The 20101-nt window shown below is 63.9% G+C and carries 17 protein-coding genes; 16 read left to right on the top strand and 1 reads right to left on the bottom strand.

Translation table 11 applies throughout. The annotated features are described in order from the left end of the window. Positions 1–2 precede the first annotated feature (2 nt). The 16 genes from HMPREF3176_RS05930 to dnaE all read left to right on the top strand — a co-directional run bounded on the left by HMPREF3176_RS05930 (position 3) and on the right by dnaE (position 19640). Positions 3–1583, top strand: coding sequence for a UDP-N-acetylmuramoyl-L-alanyl-D-glutamate--2,6-diaminopimelate ligase (locus HMPREF3176_RS05930; RefSeq protein WP_168161956.1), 1581 nt, complete (start codon positions 3–5; stop codon positions 1581–1583). Then, positions 1576–3024, top strand: a complete 1449-nt coding sequence (murF, locus tag HMPREF3176_RS05925) for a UDP-N-acetylmuramoyl-tripeptide--D-alanyl-D-alanine ligase (protein ID WP_016662990.1) — start codon at positions 1576–1578, stop codon at positions 3022–3024. The genes HMPREF3176_RS05930 and murF overlap by 8 nt, the downstream gene beginning before the upstream one ends. After that, complete coding sequence (gene mraY / locus HMPREF3176_RS05920) at positions 3021–4103, top strand: phospho-N-acetylmuramoyl-pentapeptide-transferase (protein ID WP_016662989.1); 1083 nt, start codon at positions 3021–3023, stop codon at positions 4101–4103. Before murF ends, mraY begins: the two co-directional genes overlap by 4 nt. Before the next feature lie 38 nt (positions 4104–4141). Beyond that, the gene (murD, locus tag HMPREF3176_RS05915; RefSeq protein WP_016662988.1) at positions 4142–5647 is read left to right on the top strand and encodes a UDP-N-acetylmuramoyl-L-alanine--D-glutamate ligase; all 1506 of its coding nucleotides are present in this window, start codon (positions 4142–4144) and stop codon (positions 5645–5647) included. Beyond that, positions 5644–6948 (top strand): FtsW/RodA/SpoVE family cell cycle protein, encoded by a 1305-nt coding sequence (locus HMPREF3176_RS05910; protein WP_016662987.1) that lies wholly within the window; start codon positions 5644–5646, stop codon positions 6946–6948. Before murD ends, HMPREF3176_RS05910 begins: the two co-directional genes overlap by 4 nt. After that, the gene (locus HMPREF3176_RS05905; RefSeq protein WP_016662986.1) at positions 6945–8093 is read left to right on the top strand and encodes a UDP-N-acetylglucosamine--N-acetylmuramyl-(pentapeptide) pyrophosphoryl-undecaprenol N-acetylglucosamine transferase; all 1149 of its coding nucleotides are present in this window, start codon (positions 6945–6947) and stop codon (positions 8091–8093) included. Before HMPREF3176_RS05910 ends, HMPREF3176_RS05905 begins: the two co-directional genes overlap by 4 nt. Further along, on the top strand, positions 8090–9574 hold the full coding sequence (gene murC / locus HMPREF3176_RS05900; RefSeq protein ID WP_016662985.1) for a UDP-N-acetylmuramate--L-alanine ligase: 1485 nt from the start codon (positions 8090–8092) through the stop codon (positions 9572–9574). The genes HMPREF3176_RS05905 and murC overlap by 4 nt, the downstream gene beginning before the upstream one ends. Beyond that, positions 9571–10620 carry a cell division protein FtsQ/DivIB gene (locus tag HMPREF3176_RS05895; protein ID WP_070435809.1) on the top strand — a complete coding sequence of 350 codons (1050 nt, stop codon included), beginning with the start codon at positions 9571–9573 and terminating at the stop codon, positions 10618–10620. The genes murC and HMPREF3176_RS05895 overlap by 4 nt, the downstream gene beginning before the upstream one ends. A gap of 247 nt (positions 10621–10867) precedes the next feature. Further along, positions 10868–12124: a cell division protein FtsZ gene (ftsZ, locus tag HMPREF3176_RS05890; RefSeq protein ID WP_040386615.1), complete on the top strand. Its 1257-nt coding sequence runs from the start codon at positions 10868–10870 to the stop codon at positions 12122–12124. A 3-nt stretch (positions 12125–12127) separates the two neighbouring features. Continuing rightward, positions 12128–12862 (top strand): peptidoglycan editing factor PgeF, encoded by a 735-nt coding sequence (gene pgeF / locus HMPREF3176_RS05885; protein ID WP_070458909.1) that lies wholly within the window; start codon positions 12128–12130, stop codon positions 12860–12862. 139 nt (positions 12863–13001) lie between these two features. Then, complete coding sequence (locus tag HMPREF3176_RS05880) at positions 13002–13484, top strand: cell division protein SepF (RefSeq protein WP_061212235.1); 483 nt, start codon at positions 13002–13004, stop codon at positions 13482–13484. A gap of 2 nt (positions 13485–13486) precedes the next feature. Beyond that, the gene (locus HMPREF3176_RS05875; RefSeq protein ID WP_034370136.1) at positions 13487–13777 is read left to right on the top strand and encodes a YggT family protein; all 291 of its coding nucleotides are present in this window, start codon (positions 13487–13489) and stop codon (positions 13775–13777) included. Between the two features lie 99 nt (positions 13778–13876). Next, on the top strand, positions 13877–14548 hold the full coding sequence (locus tag HMPREF3176_RS05870) for a DivIVA domain-containing protein (protein ID WP_070458907.1): 672 nt from the start codon (positions 13877–13879) through the stop codon (positions 14546–14548). Next, positions 14545–15099: a signal peptidase II gene (lspA, locus tag HMPREF3176_RS05865; RefSeq protein ID WP_246826680.1), complete on the top strand. Its 555-nt coding sequence runs from the start codon at positions 14545–14547 to the stop codon at positions 15097–15099. The genes HMPREF3176_RS05870 and lspA overlap by 4 nt, the downstream gene beginning before the upstream one ends. Beyond that, complete coding sequence (locus HMPREF3176_RS05860) at positions 15096–16022, top strand: RluA family pseudouridine synthase (RefSeq protein WP_070458906.1); 927 nt, start codon at positions 15096–15098, stop codon at positions 16020–16022. The genes lspA and HMPREF3176_RS05860 overlap by 4 nt, the downstream gene beginning before the upstream one ends. Before the next feature lie 66 nt (positions 16023–16088). Beyond that, positions 16089–19640, top strand: a complete 3552-nt coding sequence (gene dnaE, locus HMPREF3176_RS05855; protein ID WP_070458904.1) for a DNA polymerase III subunit alpha — start codon at positions 16089–16091, stop codon at positions 19638–19640. Positions 19641–19665: 25 nt separating this feature from the next. On the opposite strand, the gene HMPREF3176_RS05850 is transcribed toward dnaE, so the two are convergent. Beyond that, positions 19666–20055, bottom strand: coding sequence for a DUF3054 domain-containing protein (locus HMPREF3176_RS05850; protein ID WP_016662975.1), 390 nt, complete (start codon positions 20053–20055; stop codon positions 19666–19668). Positions 20056–20101 lie beyond the last annotated feature (46 nt).

Here is a 20101-nt window from a genome sequence, read left to right as displayed (position 1 = left end):
TCGTGAGTGATCGCACCGATCTCATGCTGGGAGATCTCGCCCGGCAGCTCGAAGGGGCGCCTGGAGCGGGCGTACTCGAGCTGCGCGGTAGGAGTGTGCCGATCTCATCCGTGACGATCGATTCCCGCAAGGCGGGAACCGGCGCTCTCTTCGTCGCCGTGCAGGGTGAAAACGCGCACGGAGCGACCTACGCCGAGGCGGCGCTCGGCCAGGGCTGCGCCGCAATTCTTACGGACGAAGCGGGCGCTGCGATCGTGAACGACGCGCATCCGGGGGGCGACTACTCGGTGCTCGTGTGCGAGGATCCCCGCGCGCTCGCGGGCTTCGCCGCAAATCTCGTGTATGGCGAGCCCTCGCATGCCATCCCACTGATCGGTGTGACCGGAACGAACGGCAAGACTTCGGTCACGACGATGTGTGCGCGCACGCTCCAAGAGCTCGGTGAAAGTGCCGGAATCGTCGGCACGAACGGGACGTTTCTCGCCTGGGCAGGCGGGCGCGAGGAGCAAATTCCGACGGAGCGCACGACCCCCGAGGCGACTGACGTCCACGCGCTTATGCGCCACATGGTCGACGAGGGCATGACGTGTGCCGCGCTCGAAGTATCGAGCCACGCGATGGTGCTCCACAGAGTAGCCGCCGTCCAGTTCGAGGTTGCGGTGTTTACGAACCTCAGCCAGGACCACCTCGACTTTCACAAGGACATGGAGGAGTACTTCGAGGCGAAGGCATCACTGTTTACGCCCGCGCATACGAAGCGGGGAATCGTGTGTGTCGACGACGAGTGGGGCCGTCGTCTCGCAGCCCATGCGAGCGTTCCGGTGACGACGTACTCCGCAAAAGGACACGAAGCCGACTTCACGGTGGGGGAGATCCGCCGCGGAGAGTACGGAACGGTGTTCACCGTGCAACCGTCGGAAGGCGAACCTTTTACGCTCGAAAGCGCGCTTCCGGGCACCCACTACGTAGCCAATACCCTCGCGGTCGCACTCGTCCTTCGAGCGCTCGGCTTCGAGGGGGAGGCGGTGCGTCGGGCGCTTGCGGTGGCGGGCACGGTCCCGGGGCGCATGGAGAGGGTCGCCGAGTCCGACGCTTGCCCACGCGTCGTCGTGGACTATTCGCACACTCCGGACGCTCTTGAGCAGGCTCTCGAGACGCTCCACACCCTCGAGGGCGTCGGAAAAATCGTAACGGTTTTCGGTGCGGGTGGGCACAGGGATTCGCTCAAAAGGCCGATCATGGGAGAGATCGCTGCGCGACTTTCTGATCGCGTGTTCGTCACGGACGACAATCCGCGCGATGAGGATCCGGCATCGATTAGGCGCGATGTGCTCGCGGGCATTCCGACGACGTGCCGTGCCGACGTCGAGAACGTGGGAGATCGTGCCGAAGCGATCGCGCGAGCGATCGGCGAAGCGGATGCGCGTGACGTCGTGCTTATCGCGGGCAAAGGCGCGGAAAGTGGACAGGTACTCGCCGATCGCACGATTGAGTTCGACGACCGGGTCCACGCACGCACGGCGCTAGCGGCGTGGCAGCGTGCACATAAGGCGGACCTGACGACGGAGGTGCGCGATGCGTAAGACGACGGTTGGCGCAATCGCGCGTCTCGTGGGCGGCCGACTCGTCGGTGGCGCTCACGGCAACGAAAGCGTCCACGGAAAGGCGAGCGTTGATTCGCGTGTCATCGGTGAAGGAGACCTGTTTGTCGCCTTCGAAGGCGAGCACGTCGATGGTCACGACTATGTGGGCGCGGCCGCGAGGGCCGGTGCCGCTGCGGCTCTCGTGACGAAGGCTGTCCCCGGTCTCGAGCTTCCCGCTATTCAGGTCGCGGATCCTCTCGAGGCGCTCGAAATCCTCGCACGACACGAGTTGGCCGAAGCACGTGCGAGTGCGAGGCCGCCGATCGTGATCGCGCTGACAGGCTCGAACGGTAAAACGAGCACGAAGGATCTGCTTCACGCAATCCTCGCGCCAGTCGGGGACACAATCGCACCCATTGGAAGCCGCAATAACGAGCTGGGTCTTCCCCTCACCGTCCTCGAGCTCAGCGAAACGACGCGCTTTCTCGTGCTCGAGATGGGGGCACGGGGCATTGGGCACATCGCCCATCTCACGCACATCGCGCGCCCCGATATTTCCCTTGTTCTTAACGTCGGCTCGGCCCACGTGGGCGAGTTCGGAGGCCTCGACAACATCGCCCTCGCGAAAGGGGAGCTCGTCGAGGTTCTCGAGGAAACCGGAACCGCCGTGCTTAATGCCGACGATGCGCGGGTAAAGGCAATGCAGTCGCGCACGTGCGCTCGAGTCGTGCACTTTTCCCTTACTGACGACTCCGCGGAAGCCTACGCGAGCGATGTCGGCCTTGATGGCGCCGCTAGGGCGAGCTTCATGCTCCATATGGGCGGTAAGAAGGCGCCCGTCTCTCTCACGCTCACGGGCGAGCATCACGTGAAAAACGCTCTTGCAGCCGCGGCCGCGGCCGCAGCTGCTGGGGTGGGCTTTGAGGACGTCGTCGCAGGGCTTCGCTCCGCCGAACAGCGCTCCCCAGGGCGCATGCAGGTGAGCGAGTTGCCGGGCGACGTGACACTCATCAATGACGCCTACAACGCGAACCCCGATTCGATGCGCGCGGGCTTGAGCGCCCTTGCGGTTCTTGGTCATGAACGCCACACCGTTGCGGTCCTTGGCGAAATGCTCGAACTCGGTCCCGAGAGCGAGAAGGCACACCGGGATATGGGTGTTTTCGCAGTAGAGCAGGGGATCGACGTCATTGTCACGATTGGGTGCGGGGCGCATGCGATCCACCAAGGTGTGACCGAAACCCGCGGTGAGAACGAGCGCGCGGTGTATGTCGAACGCCTCGAGGATGCGCCCGCTGTGCTAGAAACGGTGAAGAGGCCCGGAAGTACCCTCTTGCTCAAATCATCGAACGGTGCGGGTCTCGCGAAACTTGGTGAGTCCCTCGTGCGCACGTGGGCAGCTGAGCCCACGAAAGCGGAAGACGCAGGAGAAAAGGCATGATCGGAATCTTGATCGCGGGGGCCGTAGCCGCGGTCCTGTCGTTCTCCCTGACCCCGCTTTATATTCGCTTCCTCGTGAAGAAGCAGTACGGGCAGTTTGTGCGCGACGACGGCCCCACGACCCACGCGACCAAGCGTGGAACGCCCACGATGGGCGGCGTCATGATCATCCTCGCGACCCTCATCGGCTACGGCATGGGGCACCTGAGCATTCTTCGCGCGCCGTCAGTGTCGGGCCTGCTTGCACTCTTGCTCATGGTCGGGCTCGGCGTGCTCGGCTTCATGGATGATTACGCCAAGATTGCCAAGAAGCAGTCGCTCGGTCTTTCTCCACGCGCAAAACTTGTGGGGCAAGGACTGATCGGTACCGCCTTCGCCGTTCTTGCTCTCCAGTTCCCCGATCGCTGGGGGCACACGCCTGCCTCGATGCACATCTCATTCGTGCGCGACATCCCGTGGCTGAATCTCGCGTTTGCCGGTACGGCCGTCGGCATTGTCCTGTTTGCGATCTGGTCCAACTTCCTTGTTGCCGCGTGGTCGAACGGGGTCAACCTCACGGATGGCCTCGACGGTCTGGCCTCTGGGGCCACGATTATCTTTGCGGGTGCCTACGTGCTGATTTCATTTTGGCAGTGGCGCCAGCAGTGCGGCATCGAAGAGATTCGCTCGTGCTATGCCGCGAGGGATCCGCTCGACCTTGCGATTGTCGCTGCCGCGGTGCTCGGGGCGTGCGTGGGCTTCCTGTGGTGGAACACCTCGCCCGCACGCATTTTTATGGGCGACACGGGTTCGCTGGCTCTCGGCGGCGTGCTTGCGGCCCTCACAATCCTGTCGCGCACGCAGCTCGTCGGCGGAATCATTGGCGGCCTCTTCGTCATCATCTCGCTGTCCGTGATCATTCAGGTCACGAGCTTCAAGCTGACGCGCAAGCGCGTTTTCCGAATGGCGCCTCTCCAGCACCACTTCGAGCTCAAAGGCTGGAATGAGGTGACGATCGTCGTGCGCTTCTGGATCATCGCGGGGGTGTTCGCGGCGTTCGGCCTCGGCCTGTTCTACCTTGACGCTTTGCGCTTTATCTAACCCACGTCCGTTCTCGACCAATTGCCAGGTGGCATCGCGTGACTGCATCTGAAACATCTAAGCGACTTCCCGAGCGCCCCTTCCCGGGTCTCGACGTGTCGGGCGCCCGCATTCTCGTGACGGGTTTTGGAGTCTCGGGCTACGCGATCGTGGACCAGACCCTTCAGCGAGGAGCGCACGTCACCGCCGTGGACGCGTCGCGATCAGAATCGAACCTCGAGCGTGCCAAGGTGCTCGAGACCCTCGGAGCCCGGATCCTGCTCGGCGAAGAGCACACTCGCGCGCTTCCCACGAACGCCGACGGTTCCCCCTTCGACGTCGTTGTCACGTCTCCCGGGTGGCGGCCCGACCACCCGCTTCTCGTTGCCGCGCAGAACGAAGGCATCGAGATCTGGTCGGAGATCGAGCTCGCGCGTCGCATGCAAAAGGCCGATGGCCCGGCGTGGCTCGCGGTCACGGGGACGAACGGGAAAACCACGGTCGTCACGATGATTGAGTCGATTCTGCAGCATGCCGGTGTTCGGGCGGTCGCAGCGGGCAATGTCGGGCTCCCGCTCATCGAAGCGGCCCTCGATCCCGTGGGCTTCGAGGCGATTGCGTTGGAGCTGTCGAGTTTCCAGCTTCACTGGACGGACAACCTCGGCGCCCATTCGAGTGCAATCCTGAACATCGGTGCCGATCATCTCGATTGGCACGGGGGGATGGACGCCTACGCGCAGGCAAAAGCGAAGGTTTATGCCGGGACTGAGCACGCGTGCCTGTACAACAAAGCCGACGAAAGGACGCTCCGTGCACTTGAGGATGCCGATGTGGTCGAAGGCTGCCGCGCAATAGGCGTTGGGCTTTCCTCGCCGGGGCCGAGCGAACTTGGCCTTGTCGAGGATCTCCTCGTGGATCGCGCTTTTTGCGAGAGCCGGTACTCTCAGGCAGCGGAGATCGCGAACCTCGATACCGTTGCGCACCTCGGTCCCCACGGCGCCCCGCCGCACGTTGCACTCAACGCCCTTTTTGCCGCCGGCCTCGCGCGCTCGTTTGGCGTCGAACCGATCCACGTGCGCGAAGGTCTCGCGGCTTATCGCGCCGGCGAGCATCGAAGCGAAATCGTCCACGTTGAGGGCGGCGTCGCCTTCATCGACGATTCGAAGGCGACGAACCCCGATTCTGCAGCGGCGGCGCTCAGCGCCGCGCAGTCAGTGGTGTGGATCGCCGGCGGCGACGCTAAGGGGGCGGACCTCCACAGTCTCGTCGCCGCGCAGGCCGAGAGGCTCAAGGCGGTCGTGCTCATTGGCCGCGATCCGGAGCCTTTCACCGCGGCGCTTAATGACAACGCCCCGGATGTCCCTCGTGTCTGGATTGACCCCGAAAAATACGGGGACACGCGTGCGCTTATGCAGGCGGCCGTGACCGAAGCGGCGTCGCACGCGAGCGACGGTGACGTTGTGCTTTTGGCGCCGGCTGCTGCGAGCATCGATCAGTTCACGAATTACGCCGAGCGGGGGAACCTGTTCGCGGAAGCTGCTCGGGGGCTCGGGGGCACGCCGTGAGCGAGCGCGCACGGCAGCGAGGCGCACGCACGCCGCAACGCCCGAGCGAGCAAAACCCGCTCGGTGACGTTGGCGGCGAAGTGAAATCAACGCTCGGCCGCTGGCTCCAGTCGCCCGCGCTTGATTTCTACGCGATCGCCGTGATCGGCGGTATTCTCATCACGGTTGGTCTCGTGATGGTGCTGTCCAGCTCCTCGGTGACCAATATCGCGAAAGGCAACTCCCCGTACGCGTCATTCATGACCCAGGGAGCATTTGCCGTCATCGGCCTTGTACTGCTGATTGCCGCGGCGCTCACTCCGGTGAGGTGGTACAAGAACATCGGCGTTGCGACGCTGCTGCTCGTTCTCGGCCTGTTCCTCCAGGCGCTCGTGTTCACGCCTCTCGGGCTCGGCAAGGGCGGCAATAGGAACTGGATCCACATCGGCCCGATCCGTGGCCAGCCGTCGGAATTTCTCAAGCTTGCACTCGCGGTGTGGCTCGGCGCGTTCTTGTCGAAGAACCGCGACCGGCTGCGCGAACTTCCCGTGCTCGCAACCGCTATCGCGGGAACGAGCGCGGCGCTCGGACTCATTATTCTCGGCCGAGACCTCGGCACGATGATGATGGTGGGCATTCTCGCCGCGGGAGCCTTCTGGGTTGCCGGCGTGCCAAAACGCTGGTTCCTCATCGCTGGTAGCGGTGCCGCCGCGATCGTCATAGGACTCGTCCTCGCGAGCCCTAACCGCATGGCGCGCGCTCTCAACTGGTTGCACGGAGAGTGCGCTGGCGATTCGTGCTACCAGGCCGACAACGGCCTCATGGCGCTCGCGACAGGCGGTTGGTGGGGCGTCGGTATCGGGCAGTCCCGCCAAAAATGGGGGCGTGTGCCCGAGGCCGACAATGACTTCATTTTTTCGATCATCGGCGAGGAACTCGGACTTTTCGGCACACTTTTGATCGTGGTGCTCTTTACGCTGCTCGCTCTCGTGCTGTACCGCATGATGGTCCGCCTGCGCGATCCCTTCGTACAGATCACGATCGCGGGCATCACGTCGTGGATTCTCGCGCAGGCGTTCGTGAACATGGCCGTTGTGACGGGCCTACTGCCGGTTCTTGGCGTGCCGCTACCTTTTGTGTCGGCTGGTGGATCGGCGCTCATTGCCTCGATGCTCGCGCTCGGCGTGCTACTCGCCTTTGCGAAATCGGAACCCGGTGCGGCCGAGGCACTTCGGGCGCACGCGAACTACTCGAAGAAGTCGGCGACGGTGGTCGCGAAGCCGGCGTCGGAAACACGTGCCACGAAGGGATCGCGCTCATGACACCTCAACCCAGCATCCAGGCAGATGCCGAGGCAACCGTTCTCGTCGCGGGCGCCGGAAGCGCGGGACACGTCTCGCCCATGCTCGCGGTTGCCAGAGCACTAACGGAGCGCTATGAGGGAGTGCGAGTGGTCGCCCTCGGCACGAAGGTCGGCCTCGAAGCGGATCTCGTTCCGGCGGCGGGCTTCGAGCTCCTCACGATTGATAAGGTGCCATTCCCTCGCCGTCCAAACGCCGCAGCCTTGCGATTTCCGCGCGAGTTCGGTCGCGGACTGGGCGATGTTCGGCGGTTCATTCGCACCGAGCACGTCGATGCGATCGCGGGGTTTGGTGGCTACGTGTGTCCGCCCGCCTACCTTGCGGGGAGGCACGCCAAGCTTCCGCTAGTGGTCCATGAAGCCAATAAACGGCCCGGAATGGCCAACAAGCTTGGGGTGCGGCTCGGGGCGCGCGCCATGACCGCTTTCGATATGAGCGGGACGTCGGGGCCGTTTTCACAGGCAGAGTGGGTAGGAATGCCCATGCGACCCGAAATCGCGCATCTCGATCGCGAGGCAAAGCGGGCCGAGGCGCGGGAGTCGTTCGGCCTTGACCCCGACAAGCCGACCCTTCTCGTGACGGGCGGCTCGCTCGGCGCGCAGCGCCTCAACGAAACCTTGATCGCGGCTATGGGCCCGCTCGAGGGCCTCGGCGTGCAGATTCTCCACGTCACCGGCAAGGGCAAGCGGATCCCGGCTCGGGGAAAACACTACGTGCAGGTCGAGTACGTGGACGGCATGGAAGGCGCCTACGCAGCCGCCGATTTCGCGCTCACACGCTCGGGAGCGGGAACCGTGTGTGAACTCGCCGCCGTCGGGCTGCCCGCGCTGTTCGTGCCGCTCCCCATCGGCAATGGCGAACAGGCGCTCAACGGGGCCGACATGGTCGCGGCCGGCGGCGCGCGCATGATCAAGGATGCGCTCCTTACCCCCGAGCTTCTCGTCGAGACCGTCGGTGAATGCCTGCTCGATACCGAAGTGCGCGGGCGGATGGAGAAAGCGGCTCTCTCCCTCGGCAAGCGGGATGCTGCTGAAAAGGTCGCCGACCGCATCGCTGCGACGATTCCGGCGCTCGCGACTCAGCGCCCCAAAGGAGGTGCCCGATGACCACGTCGAGCGATTTTCTCTCTCACCTTCGCCCGTTCTCCCCGGGGGAGGTGCGCACTATGCTGAGGCCCGGCGCAGTCGTGACTGCTGCCGAGTGGCCCGAAGAGAGCGTCAGGAAGGTCCACGTGATCCGCATCGGCGGGGCGGGTATGAGCGCCGTCGCGCGCCTCGCGCTCGAAGCGGGCCTCGAAGTTACGGGCTCCGAATCCCAAGAGGGTCGGTTCCTGCCGCCCCTGCGCGAACTCGGTGCACGTATCACCGTCGGTTTCGACGCTGACTCCGTAGAAGAGGACACCGATCTCGTGATCGTGTCGACTGCCGTACGTGCCGATAACCCCGAAGTACGACGCGCGCACGAGCTGTCTATCCCCGTGATTCACAGGGCGGCGGGGCTCGCGGGTCTCCTCGGCACGCATGCGATCATCGCTGTCGCGGGCACTCACGGCAAGACTACGACGAGTGCGATGGCGACACTGGCCCTGCGCGCAGCGGGTGCCGAGCCCGCCTGGGCGGTTGGTGCGGCGGTCGCGCAGCTCGGTGCGAACGCGAGCCAGGGCGCGGGTGAATATGCGGTCGTGGAGGCGGATGAGTCCGACGGCTCCTTTGTCGCCTTCGCTCCCTCGGTTCTCGTGCTCACGAACTTCGAGGCCGACCATCTCGACTTCCACGGCACCGAACAGAACCTCCGCGCGGTGCTCTCGGCGTTCGCCGCGAGGCTCTCAGAGACGAACGGCACGCTCGTTGCGTGCGCGGACGACCCCGGCGCGCACGCCTTTGCCCTGGACGCGCGCGACGCAGGCCTTCGCGTCGTGCTGTATGGCGAACACCCCGAAGCGACGTGGCGGATTGTCGCCGATCACTCGAATGCTTCCGGCGCTCACGTCCAGGTCGTCGCACCGAACGGGCAGAACGTCGACCTCGCCTTGCGCGTTCCAGGCCGACATAACGTCCTCAACGCCCTCGGCGTGCTCGCCGCTCTCGACGTCCTGGGCATTGAGCGCGAGAGCGCCCTTGGCGGACTCGCCGAGTTCGAGGGGGCGGATCGTCGCTTCCAGGTTGCGGGCGAAGTGAATGATGTCGCCGTGATCGATGATTATGCGCACCACCCGCGCGAGGTCGCGGCTGCGCTTGCGGCGGGCCGCGAGCGTGCAGAGGGCGGGCGGCTCGTTGCCGTCTTTCAGCCGCATCTGTTCTCGCGCACGAAAGCGTTTACGCGCGAGTTTGCCGAGGCACTGAGCCTCGCAGATGAAGCCGTTCTCCTGCCGATCTACCCGGCACGCGAGGATTTCGATCCGAGTATTCGAAGCGAGGACATCGCCGCTCTCGTGGACGGCGGTGCCCGCGTTTTGGAGGCGGGCGATGTGCCCAACTACCTCGCTGAGCACGCGCATGACGCGCGCGTGATCCTCATGATGGGGGCCGGAGACATCGTGGATGTGAGCCCGCGCGTGCTCGAGGCGCTCAAGGCGAGGGGCGCATGAGCCCAGCAAAACGCCCGCCGCGCCCCGTGCGCCCCACGCGCAGGACGGAACACTCAGCCCGTTCAGGTGCGAAGGCCGCGCCGAACGCGAGCGCCGAAGCTTCCCACGAATCCGCCCAACAGTCTCGAGTCGTGGCAAAGCCTCGCTCGGGTGCACACCCTCGTCCGCCCGTGAATCCCGAACGCGCGGGGGATAAGAAGGCAAAGAGCAGCCAAGTCCCAAAGCCCTGGCGTGCGCTCGGCAACCGTCGGAAGAAAAAAAAGACTCCCGTTGGTGCCCACGCGCCTTCCCGAACGAGACCCTCGGACGGGCCGATTGTCGATGCAAGGGAGAGGTTCACGAGTCGCGTGCGGAGGAAGCCGTGGCAGCAGGGCCGGCACTGGCTTACTCTCACCGTCGGCACGATTGTGGCGCTTGTCGTTCTCGCGTTGCTCGCCCTGGCCTTTCTCCCGCAGCTCAAGGTTTCCGAGGTGCGCGTGGCTGGCGCAACGTACGTCGATGCGAGCGCCCTGGAACAGATTGGGAGCGCCCGTGAGGGTCAGGCTCTCGCCTTTGCCGACCTCGACTCTCTCGAAAAGGACCTCGCCGCTGTTCCAGGGGTCAAGGAGGCGAAGGCATCGCGTCACTGGCCGAGCACGATCCGCGTCGTCGTCACGGAGCGGACCGCGATCGCCAACCTCGATTCGGGCGGCCGCAGCGTGCTCGTGGATGGCTCGGGCACCGCGCTTCCCTCGACTGCGGCGAACCCGGCGGATCTGCCGCACCTTGTTGTCGATCCGGCATCGGCGAATACGAAGGCGACCGAAGCGGCCCTCCTCGAGATCGTGCGCGTACTCCCGCCGAATTTGCGTGCCGCCCTCACGAAGGCCACGGCGAGCGCGCCGTCGAACGTGACACTCGAAGTTTCCACGGAAGCGGGCCCTCGCACGGTCGTGTGGGGAGGCCCCGAGGATTCCGAGCTCAAAGCGAAGGTGCTCGAGGCACTTCTCAGCCAGCCTGGCGCGGTGATTGACGTCTCTTCGCCGGAGGCCCCGACGATTCGCTAAAGGGAAGCACGTACGCCCAACTACGCGCGCGTCGTTCCCACGTTCCGTGGAGGCTGTGACGAGAAAATGACATTCGTGTAAGACACGCGCCCGACAATGTTGCCCTAGACGCCTGTCAGGCAATAGCGTCGAGTACGAGACAAATGTGCCACTCCATGTCTCTTCTGTCCTGTCCGCGCCGGGCGCGGGAGGCCCACTAGGCAGTGTGATGGGGTGGAGCTGGAGCAACGAAAGCAAGGACATCCACGTGGACGGATCGCAGAACTACCTCGCAGTCATTAAGGTCGTCGGTGTCGGCGGCGGCGGCGTCAACGCCGTGAACCGGATGATTGAGTCCGGCCTCAAGGGCGTCGAGTTCATTGCCATTAACACCGATGCCCAGGCGCTGCTCATGTCTGATGCCGACGTCAAGCTCGATGTTGGCAAGGAACTGACCCGCGGCCTCGGCGCCGGCGCTGACCCGGAGGTCGGGCGCAAGGCTGCCGAAGATCACAACGACGAGATCGCCGAGGCGCTCGAAGGCGCCGACATGGTGTTCGTGACCGCTGGTGAAGGTGGCGGCACCGGAACGGGCGGCGCGCCTGTCGTCGCGAAGATTGCCCGCTCGCTCGGTGCTCTCACAATCGGCGTGGTGACGCGTCCGTTTACGTTCGAGGGCCGCCGCCGCTCGACCCAGGCCGATTCGGGCATCGATGCTCTCCAGGCTGAGGTCGACACCCTCATCACCATCCCGAACGACAAGCTGCTCCAACTTGCCGATGTCAAGGTGTCGATGATCGACGCGTTCAAGCTCGCCGATCAGGTTCTCCTTCAGGGCGTGCAGGGCATTACTGACCTCATTACCACCCCGGGCCTCATCAACCTCGACTTCGCTGACGTCAAGAGCGTGATGAAGGATGCCGGCACTGCGCTCATGGGCATCGGCACCGCGAGCGGTGACGACCGTGCCCTCCAGGCCGCTGAACTCGCGGTTTCGAGCCCCTTGCTCGAAGCGTCGATCGACGGCGCCTACGGCGTGCTCCTGTCGGTTCAGGGTGGCAGCGATCTCGGCCTCGTCGAAGTGTCGGATGCCGCGCGCCTCATCCAGGAAGCCGCTCACCCGAGCGCGAACATCATCTTCGGTACCGCCATCGATGATGCCCTCGGCGACGAAGTGCGCGTGACCGTGATCGCCGCTGGTTTCGACCCGAAGCCCGAGCGCGCAGAGGATGCCGCGCAGCAGAAGCAGCAGGGGGTGCCGAATAGCGCCCCGCAGGCCGCCCCTGCCCAGCCCGAGCAGCAAAGCTCGAGCCGCGACTGGGTGTCGGCTCCCGCGCAGGGCCAGGGCTACATCCCGGCTCGCTCGCCGCAGGTCAATACCGAACAGGCTCAGGGTGCGCAGCAGGATCCAGCTGAGGCGGAAGGCGCAGTCCAGGTTGAACGGCCGCAGGTGCCCAACGTTCCCTCGATCCAGCAGGATTCGAACCCGGACGACGACCTCGATATTCCCCAGTTCCTTCGCTGAACCATGAGCAGCGAATCATGTGCGCGGGCCTTCGACTTGTCGGGGGCCCGCGCCCTTTTCACGGGCGTTGCTGAAGGCAACCTTGCGCTGCATGTAGGCGATGACCCGAATAAGGTGCGTGCGCGTCGGGAGGTTCTGGAGCGCGAACTCGGGGTGCCTCTCGTTTTCGTCGAACAAGTGCATTCCGCGGACGTCGCTATCGTGCGCAGCGAGCGGGACGTCCATGCCATGCGGGAGCGGGCGCACGTCGCGGATGCGCTCGTGACGGACCGTTCCGACGTCGCCCTTGCGATCATGGTCGCCGATTGCGTTCCGGTGCTGCTCGCCGATGAACAGCGTGGCGTGATCGCGGCAGCGCATGCGGGGCGCCGCGGCCTTCTCGGCGGAGTCCTCGGTGCGAGTGTTGAGGCGATGGTGGGCCTCGGGGCACGCCCCGCAAAGATCCGCGCGCTCGTCGGCCCGTCGGTGTGCGGGCGATGCTACGAGGTTCCCGAGCCGATGTTCCGGGAATCGGTCGAGATTCAGTCTGCGCTGGCCTCGCGCACGTCGTGGAATACCCCGGCGCTCGACCTGCCAGCCGGTGCTGTCGCCGCGTTGCGCGACGCGGGTCTTGCGGCCGAGGGGATCGAGGTTCTCGAGCGGTGCACGCTCGAAAGCGAAGAACTCTTTTCCTACCGCCGTGATCCACGAACCGGGCGCTTTGCGGGCGTCATTACGCTGAGCCCCCGGGCCGTGTGAGAATCGCGCCTAAGCGCAACGTGCGACACGCGTGTAAATTCCGCGGCGCCAGGGTTTCCTGCGGTAGTTTCAAGAAAGACCCCGCACTCCCGTGCTTCCCCAGGGGCGAACAACCGGCTTCTTTATAGGGAGAACTTCGATGGGCGCATTGCGCAACTTGATGGTGAGCGTTGGGCTCGCCGAAGAACAGGACACCTACTACGACGACACTCAGAGCTACGCGGCCGAGGACACGCACGCTGCGCGCGTCCCGGAGCGCACCGCGGAGCCCAAGGTCCAGGAGGCAAACGTGACCCCGCTTCGTCCGCACCAGACCGGCGTCTCGCTTGCGCCGGCCGCACCGGAGACCATGCAGCGCATCACGACGATTCACCCCCGCTCCTACAACGACGCCAAGAGCATCGGTGAATCGTTCCGCGATGGCGTTCCCGTCATTCTCAATCTCTCTGACATGAGCGAAGCTGACGCCAAGCGCATGGTGGACTTCTCGGCGGGCCTCGTGTTTGGTCTTCGCGGCACGATTGAGCGCGTGACCACCAAGGTGTTCCTGCTGTCGCCGGAGTTCATCGAAGTTGAGGGTGAGTCCCGCACCGACGAGGGCACGTTCTACAACCAGAGCTGAACATGGCGATCCTCGCCTCTGTCGTCTACCTCGCGGCGTATCTTTTCTCGATCCTTCTGCTCGTGCGGATTGGCCTCGAGATGATCCAGTCGTACGCGCGATCGTTTAAGCCGCGCGGCTTTGTGCTCGTCGTATGCGAGTTGATCTACACGGTGACGGACCCTCCGGTGAAGGCCCTGAGGTCCGTGATTCCGCCACTGAGGCTCGGCGATGTAGCGCTCGATGTGAGCGTCCTCGTGATCTTCTTTGCGTGCTCAATCATCTCGATGCTCGTCGCTCCCTTCGTGCTGTGAGCACAGCTGCGGGAAACGAACCGTGTTTTCAGGGTGCGCCCGCACTCTCAGGTAGAGTTAAATAGTCATCATCTGTTCAAACGACAAGAGGTGGAACCCATGGCTCTTATGCCAAAGGATCTCGAAGACAAGCGCTTTACTCCCGTGCGCTTTACCGAGGGCTACGACATGGACGAGGTCGACAAGTACCTCGACGACGACGTCATTCCCCGCCTTCGTGAACTCATCGAGGAAAACGACCGCCTGAAGCGCGAGCTCGAGGAAGCACAGAGCCGCGTTGCCGAACTCGAGGCCCGCGTCAACCAGGAAGGCGACGGTGCCGTCACGCCGGCAGCCGTCGGAACCGAAAGCGCCGATGAGCCGACCGAGGCCCCCGCGACCGAGCCGGAGACCGAAACCGCTGTCGCTGCCGTCGCTCCCGGTGCGGCCGCAGGCGCGACTCGCGTTGGCGAAACCGATTCCGCCTCCGAGCTCATCACGCTCGCGCAGCGCCTCCACGACGAGCACGTCGCGAACGGTCAGGCCGAGCGCGATCGCCTCATCAGCGAGGGTACCGCCGAGCACGAGCGCATTATCAACGAGGCCAACGAGACCTCGCGCACCACGCTTGAGCGCCTCGAAGGCACCAAGAGCGAACTCGAGAAGGAAATCGAATCGCTGCGCACCTTCGAGCGTGACTACCGCACTCGCCTGCGTAACTACCTCGAGAACCAGCTTCGCGATCTCGACACTGGCGAAAGCCAGGAGAAGGCCGCCAACTACGGCCTGTGAGCGGCAACACGATGAAGGGAAGCGCCGGAACCGCACGTGCGGCCGGCGCTTCCGCCCGTTCCACACTGATCGTGGCGTTCGTGATCGCCACGATCGTCTTTGTGCTCGACCAGCTGTCGAAGCTGTGGGCCGAAAACACCCTCGAGCACAACGTCGCGCAGCCCCTCGTCGGGGACATCCTCAAACTCCGCCTCATCTATAACTCGGGCGCTGCTTTCGGGCTCGGCGGTTCGATCACCCCGATCATCACCGGTGTTCAGATCGGGATCGCGCTCGCCGTTATCGTCGTTCTCGTCCGTTCCGTGCGCTCGCGCGCGTGGACGATATCGCTCTCGCTTCTTCTCGGGGGCGCACTCGGAAACATCGTCGATCGCCTTTTTCGGGACCCGGGGCCGCTCACCGGTCACGTTGTCGATTTCCTCGAGCTCCCGCACTGGCCGATCTTTAACGTCGCGGACATCGCCGTCACGAGCGGAGCCGTTCTGCTCGTGCTCCTCACCCTTGTCAACGCCCCGTTGGATGCGGGGGAGAAGATCGAGGTGAGCGAGTGAGTGGCGAGCGACTTTTCTTCGTCCCCGGTGGGCTCGAAGGGGAGCGCGTTGACGTCGCTCTTTCCCGCCTCCTGGGGCTCTCGCGCACGAAGGTTGCGGATCTTGTGCAGTCGGGCAACGTCCTCATCGACGGGGAGGTCCCCGCTCGCTCGGAACGCGTGAGCGAGGGCCAGGAGCTCGCGGTGACGCTTCTCGAGGTGCGTGACATCGCCGATGTTGCCCCCGAAAAAGTGGACGGTATGGACATCGTCTTCGAGGATACCGACATCGTTGTGGTCAATAAGCCCGTGGGCGTTGCCGCGCATCCGAGCGTCGGGTGGGAAGGCCCAACCGTTCTTGGCGGCCTGCTTGGCGCGGGCGTGGCTATCACGACCAGCGGCGCGCAGGAGCGTCGCGGTATCGTCTCCCGCCTCGATGTGGGTACGAGCGGCCTCATGGTTGTCGCGAAGAGCGAAGTCGCCTACTCGGTCTTGAAGAACGCGTTTCGCAATCGGCTCGTCGACAAGCGTTACCACGCTCTCGCCCAGGGGCACTTCGACAACATGAAGGGCACAATCGATGCACCTATCGGGCGCAGCCAGAAGCACGACTACAAGTTCGCCGTCATGGCGAGCGGAAAGCCGTCGGTCACACACTACGACGTGATTGAGATGTTTCCGGGCGCTTCCCTCCTTGACATCAAACTCGAGACCGGCAGGACCCACCAAATACGCGTGCACATGAGTGCCGCTGGGCATCCCCTTGCGGGAGACCCACAGTATGGTTCCGATCCGAAACTCGCCGAAAAGCTTGGCCTCGTGCGGCAGTGGCTGCACGCGCGAGCGCTCGCGTTTGAGCACCCCACGAGGCATACGCGCGTAACATTCGAGGCCCCGTACCCGACGGATCTCGAGCACGCGCTCGAGGTGTTGCGCTCAAGCTAAGAGCAGGATCGCACGCGCGGGTTTCTGAGGCCGCCTATTCGCGTTCGGCCGACTACCATCGTGGGCATGGCTTCAGAGGATTTCGTTCACCTTCACGTCCACACCGATTACTCGATGCTCGATGGGGCCTCGAAGATCAGCAAGCTCGTGAACGCCGCCGCTGAAGCCGGCCAGAAGGCAATCGCGATCACCGACCACGGATACGTGTTTGGGGCCTACGAGTTTTACAAGAACGCTGTAGCCGCGGGCGTGAAGCCCATCATCGGTGTTGAGGCGTACGTGACGCCCGGCACGAGCCGTCACGATCGATCGCGCGTGCAGTGGGGCACGAAGGCGCAGCAGGATGCCGGCGATGATGTTTCGGCGCGCGGTGCCTACACCCACCTCACACTCCTGAGCCGCACGACCGCGGGCATGCACAACCTGTTCCGGCTCGCGAGCTTCGCTTCGCTCGATGGTCAAATGGGCAAGTGGCCCCGCATGGACCGCGAGATTCTCTCGAAGTATTCCGATGGTCTGATCGCCTCGACGGGCTGCCCGTCCGGTGAGATCCAGACTCGCATTCGCCTCGGGCAGTGGGACGAAGCCGTCAAGGCCGCTGGCGAATACCAGGACATGTTCGGTAAGGAGAACTACTTCGTCGAGCTCATGGACCACGGTCTTGAGCTTGAGCGGCGCGTCACAAAAGACCTCATCGAGCTGTCGAAGAAGATTGGCGCGCCTCTTCTTGCCACCAACGACCTGCATTACGTGTACGAAGATGACGCGAAAATCCAAGACGCACTTTTGTGCATCAACTCGGGCTCGACGTTCGATACGCCGGGGCGCTTCAAGTTTGATGGCTCGGGCTATTACCTCAAGAGCGCACGCGAGATGCGCGAACTCTTTCGTGAGCTACCCGAGGCGTGCGATAACACTCTGAGGGTCGCCGAAATGTGCGACGTGCAGTTCACGACGACCGCGGAGGGCGCGAACTACATGCCGCGCTTCCCGGTTCCCGAGGGAGAGGACGAGCACTCCTGGTTCGTGAAGGAAGTCCAAAAGGGTCTTCACGAACGGTACCCGAGCGGGATCCCCGACGAAGTGCAGGAACGCGCCGACTACGAGGTTGGCATCATCACGCGCATGGGCTTTCCGGGGTACTTCCTCGTCGTCTCCGACTTCATCCGCTGGGCGAAGGAACGCGGTATCCGCGTGGGACCGGGTCGTGGCTCCGGTGCGGGCTCGATGGTGGCGTACGCGATGCGAATTACCGACCTCGACCCCCTTCCTCACGGGCTTCTCTTCGAGCGCTTCCTCAACCCAGATCGCGTGTCCATGCCCGACTTCGACGTGGACTTCGACGATCGCCGTCGCGGCGAGGTGCTCGAGTATGTGACCGAACGCTACGGAGACGACAAGGTCGCTCAGGTCATCACGTACGGCGTGATGAAAACGAAGAACTCGATCAAGGACTCGGCGCGCGTGCTCGGCGAGCCGTATGCGCTCGGCGACCAGATGACGAAGGCGCTTCCGCCCGCCGTGATGGGCAAGGACATCACGCTCAAGGGCATCTTCGACGAGAACGATAAGCGCTACGCGGAGGCTGAGGATTTCCGCCGTCAGTATCGTGAGAATCCTTCGTGGCAGCGCGTCATGGATATCGCGCAGGGCGTCGAAGGCCTCACGCGCGGCTGGGGTGTACACGCGTGCGCGGTGATCATGTCGAGCGAGACCCTCACCGACATCATCCCGATGATGCGTCGCCCTTCCGATGGGCAGATCATCACGCAGTTCGACTATCCGACGTGTGAAACCCTCGGCCTGCTCAAGATGGACTTCCTTGGGCTGCGTAACCTCACGGTGATTTCTGACGCGATTGAGAACATCGAATCGAACGGCAAAGAGGTCCCCGACCTCGACCACCTTGGCTTCGAAGATCCGGCGACATTCGATCTGCTTCAACGCGGCGATACTCTCGGCGTGTTCCAGCTCGATGGTGCGGGCATGCGCTCCCTGCTTCGCCAGATGAAACCCGATAAGTTCGGCGACATTAGCGCCGTGTCAGCCCTGTATCGTCCGGGCCCGATGGGTATGAACTCGCACACGAACTATGCGCTCAGGAAGAACGGACTCCAGGAGATCACGCCGATCCACCCGGAGCTCGAAGAACCGCTTCACGACATTCTTGCCGAGACCTACGGCGTGATCGTGTACCAGGAGCAGGTCATGCAGACCGCGCAGAAAGTCGCGGGCTTCACGCTTGGTCAAGCTGACATTCTTCGTCGAGCCATGGGCAAGAAGAAGAAGGCAGAACTCGATAAGCAGTACGTGGGCTTTCGCCAGGGCATGCTCGACCACGGCTATAGCGATTCCGCCGTGCAGGCCCTGTGGGATGTGCTGCTTCCGTTCGCGGACTACGCGTTCAACAAGTCGCACTCGGCGGCGTACGGGGTCGTGTCGTACTGGACCGCCTACCTCAAGGCGAACTATCCCACCGAATACATGGCGGCGCTTCTCACGTCGACCCAGAACAACCGCGACCGGCTCGGCCTCTACCTCGGCGATTGCCGCCACCGGCACATCACCGTGCTTCCGCCGGACGTGAACTCCTCGCTCATGAACTTCGCGGCCGTCGGTTCTGATATCCGCTTCGGGCTGTCGGCGATTCAGAATGTCGGCGCGCACGTCGTCGAAGAGATCATCAAGACGCGTGAGGAGAAGGGCGAGTTCACGTCATTCACGGACTTCCTCGACAAGGTTCCGCTTTCGGTGTGCAACAAGCGCACGATCGATTCGCTCATCAAGGGCGGCGCGTTTGACTCGCTCGGTCACAACCGCCGTTCGCTCGTCCTCGTGCACGAGGACGCGGTTGACGGGATCGTGGACGTCAAACGCAAGGAAGCTCAGGGGCAGGATGACCTTTTCGGCGGCGGCATGTTCGGCGACGACTATGCGTCGGGTAGCGCCGCGACGATTCAGATTCCGGAGCTTCCCGAGTGGGATCGCAAGCAGAAGCTCGCGTTTGAGCGCGAGATGCTTGGCCTCTACGTGAGCGATCATCCCCTTCAGGGCCTTGAGCACGTTATTGCGCAGGCGAGCTCGCATTCGATCACAGCCCTCGCGGAAGCCGAGGATACGGACTCGCTTGGGATGGTCACGATCGCGGGTCTCATCACGAATATTCAGCGCAAGATCACGAAGAAGGGCGATACGTGGGCGATCGTCACCGTCGAGGATCTCGAGGGTGCAATCGACTGTCTCATGTTCCCGCAGTCGTATCAGCAGGTTGCGACGGAGCTCGCGGGCGATCTCGTCGTCTCGATGAAGGGGCGCGTCGATAACTCGAAGGGCTCACCCGAGATGCGCGTGCAGGAGATGCGGGTGCTTGACACGTCCGGGGCGATGTCCGATGGTCCCTTGATGATCACCGTTCCCGATTCACGCATGACGAGCGAGGTCGCCCAGCAGCTCCGGGGGATTCTCGAGGATAACCCGGGCGGGAGCGAGGTGCGCCTGCGTCTTACCGAGCCCGGCCGATCGACGCTTATGCGCGTGGACCGGCGACTGTCGGTGGCGCCTTCGCCTGCCCTTTTTGCCTCCCTCAAGACCTTGCTGGGCGCGCAGTGCTTGAACTAGGGGCGCTCGGGGTGCGGCCGCGGGTTTAGTGCGTGGAGCTGTGTCCGACGTCTGCCTGCTTCCGTCGCGTCACAAGCCCCGCGATCACACGCCAGCCCAGGAGGAAGAGCGCGTTGACGGCGAAGGAGACGAGAACGAACGGCAGCGCGGTGCCCGCGCCCGTGAGGGTGCGCAGAAGCATCGCGGTCACGACCGTGATGGCAACGATGAACACGCCGTGGGGCCACAGCCGCCATGGTTCGACCCGCCACGCGCGCAGCACGAGGTGGGCGAGCACGAGTCCCGCGAGGAATGGCCACGCGACACGCGCAAGGTTCACGAGCGTGAGCGCGCCGTTGTGGCTCAGAGTTCCGAGTACGGAAAAGAGGACAACAAGGAAAGCGTCGGCCGCGAGGGCCCTGTAGTAATTTCTCACCCCGCCACCCTAGCCCCTTCCCGGGGCGTAAAATTACGTGAGGGTC

Origin of the sequence: Dermabacter sp. HMSC08H10 (assembly GCF_001807585.1) — a bacterium.
GTDB lineage: Bacteria > Actinomycetota > Actinomycetes > Actinomycetales > Dermabacteraceae > Dermabacter > Dermabacter hominis.
The sequence above is the reverse complement of the archived record's forward strand: the minus strand, read 5'-3'. Positions and strand labels throughout refer to the sequence as shown.

What these genes read in the sequence shown, in the direction of transcription:
- murF (WP_016662990.1), top strand. Translation starts at nt 1,576, where the DNA reads ATGCGTAAGACGACGGTTGGCGCAATCGCGCGTCTCGTGGGCGGCCGA.
- mraY (WP_016662989.1), top strand. Translation starts at nt 3,021, where the DNA reads ATGATCGGAATCTTGATCGCGGGGGCCGTAGCCGCGGTCCTGTCGTTC.
- HMPREF3176_RS05905 (WP_016662986.1), top strand. Translation starts at nt 6,945, where the DNA reads ATGACACCTCAACCCAGCATCCAGGCAGATGCCGAGGCAACCGTTCTC.
- murC (WP_016662985.1), top strand. Translation starts at nt 8,090, where the DNA reads ATGACCACGTCGAGCGATTTTCTCTCTCACCTTCGCCCGTTCTCCCCG.
- HMPREF3176_RS05895 (WP_070435809.1), top strand. Translation starts at nt 9,571, where the DNA reads ATGAGCCCAGCAAAACGCCCGCCGCGCCCCGTGCGCCCCACGCGCAGG.
- pgeF (WP_070458909.1), top strand. Translation starts at nt 12,128, where the DNA reads ATGAGCAGCGAATCATGTGCGCGGGCCTTCGACTTGTCGGGGGCCCGC.
- HMPREF3176_RS05880 (WP_061212235.1), top strand. Translation starts at nt 13,002, where the DNA reads ATGGGCGCATTGCGCAACTTGATGGTGAGCGTTGGGCTCGCCGAAGAA.
- HMPREF3176_RS05875 (WP_034370136.1), top strand. Translation starts at nt 13,487, where the DNA reads ATGGCGATCCTCGCCTCTGTCGTCTACCTCGCGGCGTATCTTTTCTCG.
- HMPREF3176_RS05870 (WP_070458907.1), top strand. Translation starts at nt 13,877, where the DNA reads ATGGCTCTTATGCCAAAGGATCTCGAAGACAAGCGCTTTACTCCCGTG.
- dnaE (WP_070458904.1), top strand. Translation starts at nt 16,089, where the DNA reads ATGGCTTCAGAGGATTTCGTTCACCTTCACGTCCACACCGATTACTCG.